Raw genomic sequence first — 15,535 nt, forward strand, 5'->3', positions numbered from 1 at the left:
GGTTGATCTTACCTTTGCATGAGAGTGAGACAGACCGGCATCTCATCGGATTATCTGGTTGATGCTTCACCTACTGCTGGTGCATGTTTCCTTCGCTAATTCCAGCAAGAACCCCACACGCCTCAACTTCCCGGTCATCGTTGCAACTCGCTCTCAGTGAAACGAGTTGTTTCTCAAGCGCTTGCAGAGCGGTTATCTGCGACCGCACATGAGAGATGTGATCATCGAGCAAGGCGTTGACGGCGGTACAAGGCTGATGAGGGTCGTCCTGATAGCTCTGTAGTTCGTGAATCTCAGCCAGTGACAGGCCCAGGATTCTGCAGCGACGGATGAAGGCCAGCCCCTCACCATGCTTCTCGGTATAGACACGGTAACCGTTGTCCTGCCGATCAGGCGGCGGCAACAAGCCCTGCTGTTCATAGAAGCGGATCGTCTGTGTTTCGACCCCTACCAACTGCGCCAACTGACCAATGCGCATCAGCCTCCTCCCCAACGGATTCTTTACTCTATTGACCTTATAGTAGCTTTATAGTTTAAAATGGTACCACAACATTGTTCAAGTGGAGTCGTATCATGAGCAAATCCTGTGGTGGCGCCTGTGGCGGAGATGCAACGTCCGCAGCGGATACCGATATACAGGCCTCCTCCGAGGCGCCAGGGAGATGGGTCAGTGTTTATGCCGTGCCGAAGATGGACTGTCCATCAGAAGAACGAATGATTCGCCTAGCCCTGAACGGCTTTGAGGAGATTCGGGCGCTGTCCTTCGACTTGTCGAACCGCCGGCTGAAGGTCGTGCATGACGGCGAGGTCGAGCCCGTCACCTCGAAACTGAAGACCTTGGGGCTAGGCGCCTCGCTTCAGGAAACCGTCGCTGCAAATCCAGAGACCATCAAGGCCGCCGAGTTTTCGGCAGCTTCTGCTAAGCAAGAATCCGGGACCCTGCGCTGGTTGCTCGGCATCAATGCACTTCTGTTCGTGGTGGAAATGACTGCCGGTCTGATCGCCCGGTCCACCGGCCTGATTGGAGAATCCCTGGACAATTTTGCCGATGCGGCGGTGTACGGGCTTGCCCTTTATGCGGTTGGACATAGCGTGAAAATGCAGGTACGTGCCGCGCATCTTGCTGGTGTACTGCAACTGATCTTGGCTGTGGGCGTGCTCGTAGAGGTGGTGAGACGCTTTGTATTCGGTAGTGAGCCTGAATCGCTGGTGATGATGGCTATCGCATTCGTCGCATTGATTGCCAATACCAGTTGTCTGCTGCTCATATCCAAACATCGGGAAGGCGGGGCGCACATGAAGGCAAGCTGGATATTCTCGGCCAACGACGTGGTGATCAACCTGGGGGTCATCACCGCCGGCGCCCTGGTCGCGTGGACCGGTTCCAATTATCCGGATCTGATTATCGGCACCATCGCGGGGGGCATTGTACTTAACGGTGCCAGACGCATTTTGGCGTTGAAGGGTTAAGTAATGCTCATTATTGGCAAAAAGCTCTCGCCGTATGCCCTATTGTCCATATCGGGCCTGCTGGCAGCGTCTGATCAGGCTGTAAAGTGGCTGGTGCAGCAATCAATGGCCTATGGCGAGTATGTTTCGGTGACCCCGTTCTTTAACTGGGTGCACCTATGGAACACCGGTGCCGCATTCAGTCTTTTTGCGAATGGTGGAGGCTGGCAGCGCTACTTTTTTATCGGAATCGCGGTAGTGGTCTCGATTTTTCTGATCAAGCTGATCCTTGAAAATCGTCATAAAGGAGAAGCCATCGCTTACAGTCTTATCCTCGGTGGCGCCATGGGCAACCTGATTGACCGGGTCTTTCGCGGCTATGTTGTGGATTCCTTTGATTTCTATTGGCGAGACTGGCATTGGCCGGCCTTCAACCTGGCTGATATTGCAATTGTCCTCGGTGCCTTACTTTTCGTTTCCAGCAGCTTGTTGGGTAAAAAAGCAAACACCAATGCCGAGTCGGATGGATCTGACTGACACCTACGCCTATACAACACCATGACCGAACTTCCCGACAACATCCTTCACCTGCCGGGCCTGCAAGACAACATTCAGGCCCCAGCTACCGGAGATGGTGGACGGATTCCGTATGACACTGAGGCTGCATGAGTACGTGGAGAAGGAATCCTTCAACCACCCCTACACCTTTGTGGCGGCACAGACCGGCCTGGACGAGAAGACGGTGCGCGACATCTTCAACGCCCGCGCCGAGTTCCTGGGGCGCTGGCACCGCTTCGAGACGCCCCGCATCCTGGGCATTGACGAGCTATACCTGAACAAGCGCTACCGCTGCATTCTGACCAACATTGAGGAGCGAACCCTGCTCGACCTTCTGGCCACCCGCCGCCAGGACGTGGTGACCAACTACCTGATGAAGCTGAAAGACCGGCAGAAGGTCGAGATCGTCAGCATGGACATGTGGAACCCCTACCGGGCAGCGGTCAAGGCTGTGCTGCCCCAGGCCCGTATCGTGGTCGATAAGTTCCATGTGGTTCGCATGGCCAACGATGCCCTAGAGAGAGTGCGCAAGGGCCTCAGAAAGGAGCTGAAACCGTCCCAGAGCCGGACTCTCAAGGGAGACCGGAAAATCCTGCTGAAACGCGCTCACGAAGTCTCAGACCGGGAGCGCCTCATCATGGAGACCTGGACAGGCGCGTTCCCGCAACTGCTGGCCGCCTACGAGCACAAGGAGCGCTTCTACGGCATCTGGGACGCCACCACACGGCTCCAGGCAGAAGCCGCCCTGGACGAGTGGATAGCCACCATCCCGAAGGGCCAAAAGGAAGTCTGGAGCGATTTGGTCAGGGCAGTGGAAAACTGGCGCGAAGAGACCATGACCTACTTCGAGACGGACATGCCCGTCACCAACGCTTACACGGAGTCCATCAACCGACTGGCCAAGGACAAGAACCGTGAAGGGCGCGGTTACTCCTTCGAGGTGATGCGGGCACGAATGCTCTACACCACGAAGCACAAGAAGAAGGCACCGACTGCGAAGGTCTCTCCTTTCTACAAGAAAACCATCGGTTACGGACTGCCGGACTTCGCAGAGGAACTCAACTACGGAGTCGATCTATCAACCATCTGAGGGTGGTATCAGATTGATGGGGTGAAGGTGCCCCATCAACCATTAAATCCGTATACCCAAAAAAACTAAAGTTGTATACAAAGCTCTTTAATAGCAGCGCTTGTAGAGCTTGTATATTCAACTTTTACCCCCCTTAAATATCCTAACTCTTTTAAAATCAGCTCTTATAAACGGTTAAAAAGCCATCAAAAAAAGTTGTCCAGTTTTTCAAAATTTAAAATATATTTTCAATTTTTATGAATTTTTAATCTCACAATTAGAGATGCTAATCCTCCAGCGACTATAATGCGTATATAGATGTACCATTTTTAAGTAAGGAGACGTCACTATGAGTCAATCAACTCAAAAAGCCACGCTTTACAGAATGTCGACACCTGACCACCAATGCCCTTTTGGTTTAAAAACCAGGCACTTACTTAAAGCCAACGGTTACGATGTGGACGACAACCTGTTGGAAAGCCGAGAAGAAACCGACAAATTCAAGAAAAAGCACGACGTCGATACCACTCCACAAGTGTTTATTGGTGATAAACGTATCGGTGGGTACGAGGAGGTTCGAGCCTTTCTTGGAAAGCCTCTTCCTGACCCTGACGCAACCAGTTACCGGCCCGTTATTGCATTATTTATTATGACGGCACTCCTCTCTGTAGCCACGTCGTGGTTGTCTTTTGGTCGCGTATTTACCGTACAAACCATCGAGTGGTTCATCAGTTTCTCTATGGTGGTTCTGGCCTTGCTCAAACTCCAGGACGTAGAGAAATTCTCTACCATGTTTCTCAATTACGATCTTCTCGCCAAAAAATGGGTGCCTTATGGCCGTATTTATCCCTATGCCGAAGGCTTGGCGGGTCTGTTAATGGCAGCCGAATTCGCCCATGTCATATCCATACCCGTCGCATTATTCATCGGCATCGTAGGCTCTATATCGGTGTTTAAAGCCGTTTATGTCGACAAACGCGAGCTAAAATGTGCCTGTGTCGGTGGCTCCAGTAATGTGCCGTTAGGCTTCATTTCGCTCACTGAAAACCTCATGATGGTCGCTATGGCTGTCTGGATGTTTTTTACAATGAACTAGAAAAAGAGCGCATAGCGCTCTTTTTCTTAACGCTTTTTACGTAAAAACAAAATCTCACCAGCGGCAATCAATACCATACCGATGAGAGACGCCCAAATCACCAGCGGATCGCTCGTCCATTTCACCCATATAAAAGCGACTAAAACGATGACGTCTAGCGTGATTGCGCTGACAAGTATGTAAATATTGGCATTCACCTTTTGCCTTAGATGCCGTAATACGCCCCAGTGGATCGCAATGTCCATCACGATATAAAAAATAGCGCCTAGTGACGCAATTCGACTCAAATCGAAGAATGCCGCTAAGATCATAGCCATAACAATGGTGTAAACCAGCGTATGCTTCTGAATGGAACCTGGCATGCCAAAATGACTGTGTGGAACAAGCTTCATATTGGTCAACATGGCTAACATTCTTGAAACGGCAAACGCGCTGGCAATCACTCCTGATACCGTTGCTACAATTGCAAACGCAACCGTCACCCAGAGTCCAGTTTCACCGTAGACGGGTCTGGCTGCTTCAGCAAGCGCGTAGTCTTTCGCTTTCACAATCTCATCTATGGACAGGCTCGAGCCAACCGCCAGAGTGACCAGAACGTATATTAACGCGCAGATAATCAGCGAAATAATAATGGCACGCCCGACATTTCTCTTAGGCTCAACAATTTCACCGCCACTATTGGTTATTGTTGTAAACCCTTTGTACGCAAGTATGCTTAAAGCAATCCCCGCTAAAATACCGCCACCCGTAGCTTCTTCTGGAATAGCCGATATCGATTCAAACTGAATGCCTGAGGCCCACAAACCACCAGCCGCTAAAATGACCAACCCTAAAGTCTTAACAAAGGCCATAAAAAACGAGAACGTTTGAATAAACTGATTACTCAAAATATTGATAAAAAACGCAAAGACCAGCAAACCCACCGCCAACAAAGGGATAAGCCACTGCGCTTCAAAAGAAATTAACTGGCTGGTATAAGACGCAAATGTCCGAGCGACTAAACTTTCATTAATCACCATAGAAAAGTACATCAAGAGTGCGAATATCGCCGTCACACTTCCTTTTCCATAAGCTTTACTGAGGAACATCGCAATACCGCCCGCTGACGGATAGGCTTTCGCCAACTTAACGTAAGAGTAAGCGCTAAAGCCGGCAATGATACCGCCGCACACAAACGCCAGGACAAACCACTCTCTTGCCAGCTGAGCAACTTGTCCGGTCAGTGCAAAAATACCAGCGCCAATCATCACACCAGTCCCCAGCGACACCGCCCCCCAAAGACTCAGGCTGCTTTTCTGATAATCCTGATGTCCGTGTTCATGATCGTGTTCTGCCATAATCAGCTCCTGTGATTGAACTCAGTTGGACCAATGGATCCGGATAATTTTCCAGCCAGACTCAGTCGTATTTGATACGGTTACGGTTTCATTCATCGTTAAATCAACCTCACGCCCGTTATACTCCCCGGAAACGCTATACCGAGAAGTGATCACAGCAAGGCCATCGGCTTCTTGTACTGTCCTTTCAAGCAACTGTGAAGGAACCGCCTGGCTAAACTTAATATCTGACTTAAGGTGATGAGCACTGTACTCGGCCAAGGATCGTTCAACACCACCACCTTCAAAGATAAACACATCATTGGAAAGCACATCTTTAACGACTTCCGTGTCACCTTCAGTCAAAGCCGTTCGAAACCTATCAAGCACAACTGTCGGTTCAGATACTTCCTCGGCACTACTAGGCGCTGAAATAAACAGCACCGAAACCATAAAAACACTCATGAATAATTTCATTCTTATTATTCCTAACATTAACTAGGGGAAAACGCGCTGCTTAGCGCAGAGGCCAGGGTAAAAATAGTGACAGCCAATACCATTTCCGCCGTTATGGAGTTTTTGAGTCGCTTGGCGGCCGCGTTATCATTTAATTGCGGTACGAACTTTAATTTATGCAATGCGGCAACAAGGAGAATCAGCGCCACAAACACAAGTTTCGCTAGTAGTACCGTGTCATACGACGTAAGCGGCAGCTCTGGCATCCATCGCCCTGTTGCACTACGATACATAACCAAGCCCGCAATAAGGAGTATTGGAACCGCTGCAGACATATGCACACCAAAACGCTCCATAATGGCTTTCGCTTTAGCAAGCGGTACCGACGTTGCCAGCTTTCGCAATGAGTTAAGACTGCCGAACCAAACCCAAGCGACTAACAAGTGTGTTAAAAGCGCTAGCTTTCCCCACCAGACGGCGTCACTGCCGTGACCAATACTTAAAAAGCTCCATCCCATGAGTCCAATGGCGACAACATATAGCACCCACTTTATACGTTTTAGCTTAACAACGGAGTAAACAATCCAAGCAATAGCAACCGCTATCTGAAGTTGCATGAACAACCCAACAGGGCCGGTCCATATAAACTGCATGTAGGTCGTGTCAATCATGCCGGCAAAGCCTTCAGCAGCAAAACTACCGACTTTCAGAAAAAAATACAGAAGGCTTGCCAGTAATAGAAGCAACGCAACAAGGCTATTCTTTCGTTCAGACTGCTTTTTTAAACCGGACAAATAAACGATATAAGGCGAGGCGGTCATCACCGCGTTAAGCCAGAATATAAAGGCCAACGTTAAAACGCTGGCCACACTCCAAAGGGTCATCATTTCACCTCAAAGCTAAAATCACCCGATATTTTATGACTGTCCCCACCCATTGCCGTCCAATAAACCGTATAACCACCTGACGCCAAATTGTTTTTAACAGCAATTTCGTACGCTGCTTTGGGAGTCATGCTCATCGAAAAGTCCAGCGGATGCATTTTTCCGTCATCTGAGTGCAGCATAATTTTAGCCAGACGAACATCACCGGAAAAATTCATCGTAATTTCCGTTGGTGACTCGGACAAAGTCGCACCGTCCTCCGGGCTACTGGATGTTAGGCCGACGTGAGCGCTGGCCCATGCACTAAAAAATAACGTGGTACCGAAGGCTAACTTAAGTATGTTTTTCATGTTGTTTCCTCTTTGTTTATTATCAATTAAAACCAAACTCTGGCCCCAAGGACCACGCCTGTTTCTGTGGTGTCCTCACCCATTCGTTTCATTTCATCTGCCGTGTTGCCTAACGCGCCGTTCCAATAAACACCAATGTAGGGTGCAAACTCACGACTGATTTCGTGACGATAACGCAACCCCACGCGCAAGTTGCTCAAGCCACTTTGCCGTTCATATTTGTCTGAATCTGTTAGGTTGGCTGTAAACTCAATGCGAGGCTGTAAGTACGATGTTTGCGTTAACTGCCACTCATATTCAGTTTCGCTGACAAACTGGACATCGCCTTCTTCGTTCACCATCAACGAGTTGTCCATTTCAAACCAATACGGAGCCAGCCCCATGAAGCTAACAACGGCATAATTTTCCATAGAGGCATCGGACGATAAGGAGCCTCGCGTACCAACACCGGCCTGAAACGACCAAAACGGAGACATCAGGTAGCCGTATAACAACTCAGCACTTTCCAAGTCAGTGGACTCTCCGTCATCTTGAATATTTTCCCCCTCACTTTTGAAGACAAACCGATGATAATCACCACCGTACCAAGCCATCATGTCCCAAACGGCAACGTTCTCTTCCTCGTCTGTTCGCGTTAATTCCAGCCGGTCAAATAATACCTGCCCGGTGTAATATTCTTTAACGGGCTCTGGCCAGCCTTCCTCTGCATGTCCCGCCATTGCCACTGCGGGTAGAAGTGCTGTAGTGAACAACAATGATTTAGCGTACATAGCCTTCCTCCTTATGCCACATTTACCACACGAAACATGCCCGCTTTCATGTGATAAAGCAGATGACAATGAAATGCCCAGCTTCCAGGTGCATCAGCGGATATCAGTAGTGATACTTTCTCGCTTGGTTTTAAACTAATGGTGTGCTTACGAGGACGAGGATACTGTCCATTTTCAAGTTCCATCCACATACCGTGTAAGTGGATTGGATGATCCATCATGGTGTCATTAACCATCACCAACCTTAAGCGCTCGCCGTGACGGAACTGCACAGGGCCGTCAACTTCGGTGTATTTCTTCCCGTCAAACGACCACATATACCGTTCCATATTACCGGTCAAATGCAGTTCAATCTGGCGCTCTGGTTCCCGCTTATCTGGCCATTCTTGGGCCCCAATAAGATCGCTATACACTAAGACTCTATGGTCAACATTATCCAAACCTATGCCCGGTTCATGGAGACGACTGGTCGGATTCATAGCTATCATGGCGGCAGCAGCTCCGTGACCACCTTCACTGTGCTCAATTTTAATGTTTTCCACAGGAAGCTCTTTTTTATGCATCATTTCATGATTCATATGACCGTCTGTGCCGCTCATATTCATCATACCTTTCTCTTCCTTATTTCCTGACATCGCCATGGCCCCCATTCCCATCGCGGCCATACCACGTTCAGGCACCGCGCGTAACTCAGGAACTTCTGCTTCAAGGCCAATTTCTGGTGTTAATGTGCCTCTGACATAGCCACTACGGTCAAAGCTCTCCGCAAAAATCGTATAAGCCTTGTTATGCTTTGGCTGAACAATGACATCATAGGTTTCAGCCACTCCGATACGAAACTCATCAATAGACACAGGCTTCACCGGTTGACCATCTGCCGCCACTACAGTCATCTCTAGACCAGGAATACGTACATCGAAATAGCTCATCGCAGAGCCGTTGATAATACGAAGTCGCACTTTCTCACCTGGTTTAAATAATGCTGACCAGTTCATTGCTGAATCGCGACCATTCATCAGGTAGGTGTATGTACTCCCTGTCACATCAGCGATATCGCGAGGACTCATCCGCATTTGTCCCCACATTTCTCTTTGCTTCCAGGTTTTCTCTAACCCATGCTGGCGCACGTCCTCGAACGTCTCAAATATCGTACGCTTTTGGTAGTTATAGTAGCCTTCCGCTACTTTCAAATTACGAAAAACGTCATTTGGATCTTCGAATGTCCAGTCACTTAGAATAATTGTGTGTTCACGATCAGCGCCTATATCTCCGTCTTTTGGGTCGATAATCAGCGGACCTAAGTGCCCCAGTTGCTCCTGTAAACCCGAGTGGCTGTGATACCAATAAGTGCCATTTTGCTCAACGTCGTAGCGATACTTATAAGTTCGCCCCGGCTTTATACCTTCAAATGAAACCCCGGGTACGCCATCCATATTTTCAGGCAAAATAATCCCATGCCAGTGGATTGACGTGTCTTCAGATAGTCTATTGGTCACATTTAGCTTGGCTCGTTGACCTTCTTTCAAACGAATTAGAGGACCAGGCATTTGACCGTTAATCGTTATAGGTGTGCCAACCTTATTCCCTACTAACAAAGGAGACTTCGCGATGGTTAAATCAATTTCATCTTTCGTCAAAACTTGATCTTTAAATTTACGCCCTTGAGGTGTTGCCCATGTTGGGGCTACTTTGGCAATTGCTAACGCGGACGCCACAGTAAATGCAGATTTAATGAATTTTCGACGCCCTTTATTAAACTCATTGTTCATGATGACGCTCCTCTTCTGAGGTTAAATTTTGATGACGTTGAATGTCCTTTTCCCTATCAGACGGTTCATCAGTAATCGATGATTTAAACCCTTTTATCGCACTACCAAGATCGGATCCCAGGGTTCGTAGCTTTTTGCTACCAAAAAGAAGAATGACAATAACCAGTAAAACTCCTAACTGAACCATACTCATGCCGCCAAATCCCATAGCTAAAGCCCTCCATTTGAGAGTGCTTGCTGCTGCTCTAAACTTGCTATCTGCTTATAAGGTGTAATTGAACCGTCCTCTTTGATTTCATAGACCGTATACGGTTGAAACCGAGTACCCATTTCCATACCAACAGACCCTACCGGCATGCCAGGAACAGTTAATCCAATGCCATTGGCTGACTTTTTCCCAGCTAAATAATGAGAAACCAATGTAGGAGGAACGTGCCCCTCAAAGACATAGCCATTACTAGAAATAGCGGTATGACAGGATTGGACCTCGGCACTAATACCGGCATCACGTTTTCGTTGGGTCAAGTTGTTCGGATGTTGTACGGACACACTAAAGCTATCCGGTAAAGCTTGTAACCACTTTTCACAGCAACCGCAGTTGGGATCTTTTAGAACGGTTAGTTGCTGCTCTTCTACATCGGTTGCAGATACAGACACGGAAAACAGCATCGCCAAAACAGCGATATTGCGTTTGATAGACATAATTATTCACCGATTAATAAGTTTTAAGGAAACACGCCGAGCGTGTGTTAAATTTCTAGTAACTTATTAAGCGGTAATTATTGGGGGACGGAATAATTTAGACGCGTGTTTAGCACGAATTGAGGTGTCGATGGGCGCATCGACTTTGGCAGAGAGGTTAACTGCAGCGGCATTAACCGAAGAAGACTGTCCGACAAATAAAACCGAGCCGCCGGAGCAATGCCGAATGGTCATGTCAGCACAGCACGAGTTGTGCTTTTGCGTCTCATGCTCGCAATCGTTTGTGTCGGCTTCGTACATCATGCTGTGCTGCATTTGGCTGTTATCATGACATGCGTGAGCTTCTGCCGTTTGCGAAAACGACATCGACACCAATAGCACTGTCATTAATAACAGAATTCGAATTAGCACGAGCACCCTGCTTTTTGCAATTCAATAAACTTTAGTCTAACGTCATTTTTACGCATGTCAAATAAGGAGCAGATAATGATGAATCACGAAATGTTCGCAGGTATGGGCTTTCTATGGATGCTGATTGTGGGAGCTATTTTTATTGTTCCCGCATGGCGTATCTGCCAACGAGTTGGCTACCCTGGTCCATTGGGTCTTCTGATTGTTATCCCTATCGCAAATATCATTCTTCTTTACTTTATAGCGTTCGGCCCATGGAAAAATGTTGATAAATAGCTAATTCACTTTAACCAAAGCAACAAGTATAGCTTTTCATCTCTAATCAGAAGCACGAATTTATTTGCCACTACACGTTCACAAGTTGCAGACCACTATAGCTATGTTCAACGTGTTAAGCGAGTATTGGGCATAGCCAAAAAGTTAAAAGATTCATTTGTGAAAAAGCTTTCAATCAAAAAACTAAAGCTGAAGTTTTAGTAACAAGGTAAGTAACACGCTTGAATCTTAATATTTTTTATCCACTATAAAACAATAAGTTATTAGATCTTATCGATTCCGCCTCCGGCACCATTAGTCGGAAGGCCTCGCACTCACGTGCGGGGCTTTTTTCGTTGTGGCAGCGGTGAAAGTTAAGTGCGGCGTTCGAGGCCGAAGGCTTCGCGCATGCTGTTGGCGAATTCGACCCAGCGTTCGCGCATGCTGCGCTTCACGGATACGTCGACGGAGCCTATCAGCGACATGCCGGTGACGACAATGGTATAGCGCGCGTGCTGCGGCTGTGGCGGCGCGTGTTCTTCGCTGGACGCCAAAATATTAGTGACGCGTGAAACCACAGCAACGTCTTCGGGCACTGCAATACTGACCGAGCCCAAGAAGCTTTTCACTTCGATTTCAACTTGGGTGTCGGCGAAGGTTGCTTGCGAAAAATCGAGCTCAACCGAACCTAAGACATCAATAATGATCAGTTTCTTGGGTACGAGCCATGGCCCTTTGCGGCTGTTGGAACTGAGAATGCTGACAATTTTGTCTTCGGTAGCTTCTGCACTGGTGGCAGATGGTGCAAAGGTCGATTGTTTGTCTTCGGCATATTGCTTGTCAGCTTCCTTCGGTAAGTCCGCGACGAGGTCGAGTAGTACTTGATGCTCGGTCGCGGCCATCATTTCGTCGAGGCGGCGTTCAAACGCTGCTTGCGAAATAATCGCATGACTGTAATTTACGATGAGTTTATCAATACATTCTTCGCGAACTTGCTCAATCGGTCGGTCTTCTAATTTAACTGCCATGCTCTCCCCCGTAAGCAGTAGAGAAGCGAGATCACTGTTATTGCAGTTTATTTGTGATCTCGCCTCTTGGTTACTCCTGTGCTGTGCCGCTACTTGCAGGTAAGTGGCTCAGGTCAGGTAATTGAGCATATAAATAACTCCACATTTCATCCACTGAATTGATGAAGTCATTTTGTAACTGTTTGCTACGTTCCTCGCCCACAGCTTCTTCACCGGCAAAAAAGTCTTGCCAATTGGCAAAGGGTTTAGTGAAGGTAAAAGTGATGCCTTCGCCTTGTATGCGGCGCCAAATCGTCCACGTTTCGGTGCCACCGTTCTCAAGATAGCATTTCTTCCACGCTTCTCCGCCAGCCATAAACTCGTTGATGTGCTCCGGAGCTACGTTGTAGTGATTAATAAGAAGTATGTAACTTTCATCCTCATGATCATACGCCACGACGGCGGGAACTGCGCAACAACAAAGGAGCAAGCTACCGATTAAAAGTAACTTGTGCATGGTAATGTTCTCCTGAAGTTACCTGCATTCATTGTCCTTCCGTTACGACGTAGGCATCCTGCCTAGCGCGAAAACTATAGACTATAGTTGCGAATCTGTCGGCTTCAGGCTAAACCTTAAGGGTTAACTAAGTGCTGAGGAAGCCATTATGAAAACGCTGAATACAATTGGATGTATCGTTATTTTAATCGCAGGTTCAGTCAGTTATGCTGCTGAACCTCCACAAGATAAAAAACCAGAAGCGACGGCAAAAAAAGTCGGTGATAGCATCGAAATTGCGGTCGAAAAAATTGAACGGGAGCAAAAAGGTCCGCAAAGTAGCGTTGCACCAACCGATGCTGACGGCGATGGCTACGGTGATGTCGCGACCCAGGCTCAAGGCGACCCTATTCCCGGTATCGACATTACAGTTTCACAAAGTGAAGCTACGCAAACTAAGGTGCCAGGTGGAGGTGCTAAGGCGGTCATGAGAAAGCCGAGGAAACCGAAAACCGCAATCACCTGTACCGATGCAAACAAAGACTGCGATAACTAAAATAATAAAGGAACATCATGCGCTATTTGAGTCTTGCGATACCGCTGCTTTTGCTGGCGGGCTGTAATAACACGACCACTACTGCCGAGAATGACGACTATGAAGCAGTGATTCGGTACACCGAGTTCGGAGTGCCGCATATCGAAGCGAAGGACTACGGTAGCTTGGGGTTTGGTGAAGGGTACGCGGCAGCAAAAGACCAAATTTGCACGATTTCGTACATGCGCATCGCGGCACGTGGCGAGTTAGCAGAGTATTTAGGTGAAGGCCCGCGTCAACGCTTCGTCATTAATGATGCGGTGGTGCGTGGGCTCGATATTCATGGTCGTGCCAGTGCTGCGTTCACGCAATTACGCCCAGAAATACAAGCCAACATGACCGGCTATGCCGCTGGCTTCAATCACTACCTGCAAGAAAACCCTGGTGCCGGCAGTTGGTGCCAAGATGCTGCATGGGTGCAACCAGTGACCGCGCAAGATATTTACGCTCGTGGCTATTACATTACCACTACCCTGCCTTACTTGGCCGCGGCAATTGCCAATGCTGCACCGCCGAATCAAGATATCGCCCAAATCGACATCGCAGACGATTTGCTGGCCGAAGCTGAAGCCGCTGTTACCCGCAGTGATTTAGGCTCGAATGCATGGGCGTTAGGTAACGAACTTACCGAACACGACGGCGGCATTTTGCTTGGCAATCCGCATTATCCGTGGTTTGGCAGTAACCGGTTTTGGGAAAAACACTTAACCATTCCCGGCGAACTGGATATTTACGGAGTGCATCTGATCGGTGTTCCGGGCGTTGCCATTGGTTTCAACCAGCACCTGGGTTGGTCTCACACGGTGTCAGACAGCTACCGGTTAGCGTTGTATCAACTGCAGCTCGATGGCATCGACCCAACACTATATCGTGTCGGCGGTGAGGTGCAGCAACTTGAAGCGCGCAAAGTTAGTCTGAGGGTAAAAGGCGAGGATGGTGCGCTAGCGAACCATGAACATACCCTATGGTGGAGTGAATACGGTCCAGTCGTTAGTATGCCCGGTCTCACTTGGACGGCGACTACGGCCTTCGCCATCAATGACGTCAATTACGACAACTTTGCCATGCTCGAGCAATGGTGGGATATGGGGCGTGCCGACTCCATCGATAGTTTTATTGCAGCCCACGAACGCTGGAACGCCATGCCGTGGGTGAATACCATCGCCACTGGGCGCGAAGGCAAAGCTGTCTATCTTGATAACTCGACCGTCGGTCATCTAAGTGCCGAAGCGCAAGCGACGTGGCAAAAAATGTATCAACAGAGCCCCGAAGTTCGCCAACTCTATGACGAGCGCGGCCTATTGTTGCTCGATGGCAGCAACCCCGTATTTAGGTGGCAAGCAAGTGATGATGTCGTGGTGCCGAATAGCGTACCGTTCGACCAGCGTCCGCAGCTCTTGCGCGATGATTATGTGTTCAACGCGAACGACAGCTACTGGCTTGCTCATGCTAGCGAACGTCAGTCAAAGCTTTCACCTGCTTACGGTCCGTATGAAACCGCAGTCAGTTTGCGCACTCAACAAAACCTAGAGTACTTAACCAATCCCGCGTTTCGTGGTGCCGACCAACGCTTTGATTTAGCCGAGGTACAACAAGCGCTATTTCACAATGCCACGCGCGCCTATCAAGCGTTCTACACTGACCTTACCAACTTGTGTGTTGACGACGCGAAAGTGCCCGACGAAGCTTGTGCTGCATTAGCACAGTTTACCGGCACCTTTGATTTGCGTAGTCCCGGTGCCGTGCTATTCCGCGAATGGTTAAGCGCGTATTTAGCGCTCAGCGCTGAAGCCAAGGTTGAACCCTACGCAGTCGTCTTCGATAGTGGTGCACCACTGACAACGCCGACCGGAATTGCCGATGCCGAACTGGCGATGCAGGCGTTGCTGGATGCCGCACAACTACTTGGAGCACAGAAGATTGCGCTTGACGCCACGCTTGGCGAGCAGCAAATTGCTTATAGCGGAGAGCAACCGGTTGCGGTACATGGTGGGCGGCATCAAGATGGCGTCATTAACATGGTCGATATGCGCGGCACAGATACCATAGGGCCCTACTTTGCTGGTGAGCGGCTAACGCGATGGTCATCGCTGACCGATAAGGGCTACCCCATTACCGGCGGCAGCAGTTTTATCTTAGCGGTGGAGTTCACGCCGCAAGGTCCACGCGCTGAGGCGCTATTAAATTACGGTCAAAGTGAAAATCCGCAAGACCCTGCCTACGTTGAACAAACCGAGTTATTTGCGAATAAGCAGTGGCGCAACATCATCTTTGAACGTGCAGAGATTCTTGCCGTGATGCAAAGCGAGCTGCGCGTCGTTGCAAAATCGACCAAGTAACGCATCGCTTTGT

Annotated in this window: 18 protein-coding genes and 1 pseudogene; 7 read left to right on the plus strand and 12 right to left on the minus strand. The window is 48.8% G+C overall.

The genetic code is table 11. From position 1 onward, the window contains the following. Positions 1-70: 70 nt before the first annotated feature. Positions 71-478: a Cd(II)/Pb(II)-responsive transcriptional regulator gene (gene cadR / locus IDAT_RS08440; protein ID WP_004364961.1), complete on the minus strand. Its 408-nt coding sequence runs from the start codon at positions 476-478 to the stop codon at positions 71-73. Positions 479-573: 95 nt separating this feature from the next. Here cadR and IDAT_RS08445 point away from each other — a divergent pair, with 95 nt between their 5' ends. The 4 genes and pseudogenes from IDAT_RS08445 to IDAT_RS08460 all read left to right on the plus strand — a co-directional run bounded on the left by IDAT_RS08445 (position 574) and on the right by IDAT_RS08460 (position 4,172). After that, positions 574-1,470 (plus strand): cation efflux transmembrane domain-containing protein, encoded by an 897-nt coding sequence (locus tag IDAT_RS08445; RefSeq protein WP_004364974.1) that lies wholly within the window; start codon positions 574-576, stop codon positions 1,468-1,470. Positions 1,471-1,473: 3 nt separating this feature from the next. Further along, positions 1,474-1,986, plus strand: coding sequence for a signal peptidase II (lspA, locus tag IDAT_RS08450; RefSeq protein ID WP_003821921.1), 513 nt, complete (start codon positions 1,474-1,476; stop codon positions 1,984-1,986). Between the two features lie 46 nt (positions 1,987-2,032). Then, positions 2,033-3,097, plus strand: a pseudogene (locus tag IDAT_RS08455) (ISL3-like element ISPpu12 family transposase); the annotation flags it as partial. A 328-nt stretch (positions 3,098-3,425) separates the two neighbouring features. Beyond that, entirely contained in the window at positions 3,426-4,172 is a 747-nt protein-coding gene (locus IDAT_RS08460; RefSeq protein WP_034732797.1) for a MauE/DoxX family redox-associated membrane protein, read from the plus strand. A 26-nt stretch (positions 4,173-4,198) separates the two neighbouring features. Here the strand turns inward: IDAT_RS08460 and IDAT_RS08465 are convergent, their stop codons facing one another. The 9 genes from IDAT_RS08465 to IDAT_RS08505 all read right to left on the minus strand — a co-directional run bounded on the left by IDAT_RS08465 (position 4,199) and on the right by IDAT_RS08505 (position 10,830). Next, positions 4,199-5,509, minus strand: coding sequence for an APC family permease (locus IDAT_RS08465; protein ID WP_034732799.1), 1,311 nt, complete (start codon positions 5,507-5,509; stop codon positions 4,199-4,201). 21 nt (positions 5,510-5,530) lie between these two features. Next, complete coding sequence (locus IDAT_RS08470; RefSeq protein ID WP_006956244.1) at positions 5,531-5,965, minus strand: YybH family protein; 435 nt, start codon at positions 5,963-5,965, stop codon at positions 5,531-5,533. A gap of 17 nt (positions 5,966-5,982) precedes the next feature. Further along, a complete protein-coding gene (locus tag IDAT_RS08475) occupies positions 5,983-6,828 on the minus strand; it encodes a copper resistance D family protein (RefSeq protein WP_034732803.1) in 846 nt (281 codons plus the stop codon). Next, complete coding sequence (locus IDAT_RS08480) at positions 6,828-7,178, minus strand: copper resistance CopC family protein (RefSeq protein ID WP_011234483.1); 351 nt, start codon at positions 7,176-7,178, stop codon at positions 6,828-6,830. Before IDAT_RS08480 ends, IDAT_RS08475 begins: the two co-directional genes overlap by 1 nt. Before the next feature lie 26 nt (positions 7,179-7,204). Then, positions 7,205-7,948 (minus strand): copper resistance protein B, encoded by a 744-nt coding sequence (locus IDAT_RS08485; protein WP_034732806.1) that lies wholly within the window; start codon positions 7,946-7,948, stop codon positions 7,205-7,207. Between the two features lie 11 nt (positions 7,949-7,959). Continuing rightward, positions 7,960-9,717 carry a copper resistance system multicopper oxidase gene (locus tag IDAT_RS08490; protein WP_034732807.1) on the minus strand — a complete coding sequence of 586 codons (1,758 nt, stop codon included), beginning with the start codon at positions 9,715-9,717 and terminating at the stop codon, positions 7,960-7,962. Continuing rightward, positions 9,707-9,925, minus strand: coding sequence for a twin-arginine translocase TatA/TatE family subunit (gene tatA / locus IDAT_RS08495; protein WP_011234486.1), 219 nt, complete (start codon positions 9,923-9,925; stop codon positions 9,707-9,709). The genes IDAT_RS08490 and tatA overlap by 11 nt, the downstream gene beginning before the upstream one ends. Positions 9,926-9,927: 2 nt before the next feature. Beyond that, positions 9,928-10,419, minus strand: coding sequence for a DUF411 domain-containing protein (locus IDAT_RS08500; protein WP_034732809.1), 492 nt, complete (start codon positions 10,417-10,419; stop codon positions 9,928-9,930). A 66-nt stretch (positions 10,420-10,485) separates the two neighbouring features. After that, the gene (locus tag IDAT_RS08505; RefSeq protein WP_034732811.1) at positions 10,486-10,830 is read right to left on the minus strand and encodes a hypothetical protein; all 345 of its coding nucleotides are present in this window, start codon (positions 10,828-10,830) and stop codon (positions 10,486-10,488) included. 75 nt (positions 10,831-10,905) lie between these two features. On the opposite strand from IDAT_RS08505, the gene IDAT_RS08510 reads away from it, so the two are divergent. Then, a complete protein-coding gene (locus IDAT_RS08510; protein ID WP_006956255.1) occupies positions 10,906-11,106 on the plus strand; it encodes a hypothetical protein in 201 nt (66 codons plus the stop codon). Between the two features lie 353 nt (positions 11,107-11,459). On the opposite strand, the gene IDAT_RS08515 is transcribed toward IDAT_RS08510, so the two are convergent. Further along, entirely contained in the window at positions 11,460-12,113 is a 654-nt protein-coding gene (locus IDAT_RS08515) for a LiaF domain-containing protein (protein ID WP_034732814.1), read from the minus strand. 70 nt (positions 12,114-12,183) lie between these two features. Next, entirely contained in the window at positions 12,184-12,609 is a 426-nt protein-coding gene (locus IDAT_RS08520) for a hypothetical protein (RefSeq protein WP_034732815.1), read from the minus strand. A gap of 148 nt (positions 12,610-12,757) precedes the next feature. Between IDAT_RS08520 and IDAT_RS08525 the strand changes: the two genes are divergently transcribed. Both IDAT_RS08525 and IDAT_RS08530 read left to right on the plus strand, forming a co-directional pair. After that, entirely contained in the window at positions 12,758-13,144 is a 387-nt protein-coding gene (locus IDAT_RS08525) for a hypothetical protein (RefSeq protein WP_034732817.1), read from the plus strand. Between the two features lie 17 nt (positions 13,145-13,161). Further along, positions 13,162-15,522: a penicillin acylase family protein gene (locus IDAT_RS08530; protein WP_034732819.1), complete on the plus strand. Its 2,361-nt coding sequence runs from the start codon at positions 13,162-13,164 to the stop codon at positions 15,520-15,522. The last annotated feature ends 13 nt before the right edge of the window (positions 15,523-15,535 follow it).

Origin of the sequence: Pseudidiomarina atlantica (assembly GCF_000753735.1) — a bacterium.
Lineage (GTDB): Bacteria > Pseudomonadota > Gammaproteobacteria > Enterobacterales > Alteromonadaceae > Pseudidiomarina > Pseudidiomarina atlantica.

Coding starts and splice junctions, on each gene's coding strand:
- cadR (WP_004364961.1), bottom strand. CDS start 478: ATGCGCATTGGTCAGTTGGCGCAGTTGGTAGGGGTCGAAACACAGACG.
- IDAT_RS08445 (WP_004364974.1), top strand. CDS start 574: ATGAGCAAATCCTGTGGTGGCGCCTGTGGCGGAGATGCAACGTCCGCA.
- lspA (WP_003821921.1), top strand. CDS start 1,474: ATGCTCATTATTGGCAAAAAGCTCTCGCCGTATGCCCTATTGTCCATA.
- IDAT_RS08460 (WP_034732797.1), top strand. CDS start 3,426: ATGAGTCAATCAACTCAAAAAGCCACGCTTTACAGAATGTCGACACCT.
- IDAT_RS08465 (WP_034732799.1), bottom strand. CDS start 5,509: ATGGCAGAACACGATCATGAACACGGACATCAGGATTATCAGAAAAGC.
- IDAT_RS08470 (WP_006956244.1), bottom strand. CDS start 5,965: ATGAAATTATTCATGAGTGTTTTTATGGTTTCGGTGCTGTTTATTTCA.
- IDAT_RS08475 (WP_034732803.1), bottom strand. CDS start 6,828: ATGACCCTTTGGAGTGTGGCCAGCGTTTTAACGTTGGCCTTTATATTC.
- IDAT_RS08480 (WP_011234483.1), bottom strand. CDS start 7,178: ATGAAAAACATACTTAAGTTAGCCTTCGGTACCACGTTATTTTTTAGT.
- IDAT_RS08485 (WP_034732806.1), bottom strand. CDS start 7,948: ATGTACGCTAAATCATTGTTGTTCACTACAGCACTTCTACCCGCAGTG.
- IDAT_RS08490 (WP_034732807.1), bottom strand. CDS start 9,717: ATGAACAATGAGTTTAATAAAGGGCGTCGAAAATTCATTAAATCTGCA.
- tatA (WP_011234486.1), bottom strand. CDS start 9,925: ATGGGATTTGGCGGCATGAGTATGGTTCAGTTAGGAGTTTTACTGGTT.
- IDAT_RS08500 (WP_034732809.1), bottom strand. CDS start 10,419: ATGTCTATCAAACGCAATATCGCTGTTTTGGCGATGCTGTTTTCCGTG.
- IDAT_RS08510 (WP_006956255.1), top strand. CDS start 10,906: ATGATGAATCACGAAATGTTCGCAGGTATGGGCTTTCTATGGATGCTG.
- IDAT_RS08515 (WP_034732814.1), bottom strand. CDS start 12,113: ATGGCAGTTAAATTAGAAGACCGACCGATTGAGCAAGTTCGCGAAGAA.
- IDAT_RS08520 (WP_034732815.1), bottom strand. CDS start 12,609: ATGCACAAGTTACTTTTAATCGGTAGCTTGCTCCTTTGTTGTTGCGCA.
- IDAT_RS08525 (WP_034732817.1), top strand. CDS start 12,758: ATGAAAACGCTGAATACAATTGGATGTATCGTTATTTTAATCGCAGGT.
- IDAT_RS08530 (WP_034732819.1), top strand. CDS start 13,162: ATGCGCTATTTGAGTCTTGCGATACCGCTGCTTTTGCTGGCGGGCTGT.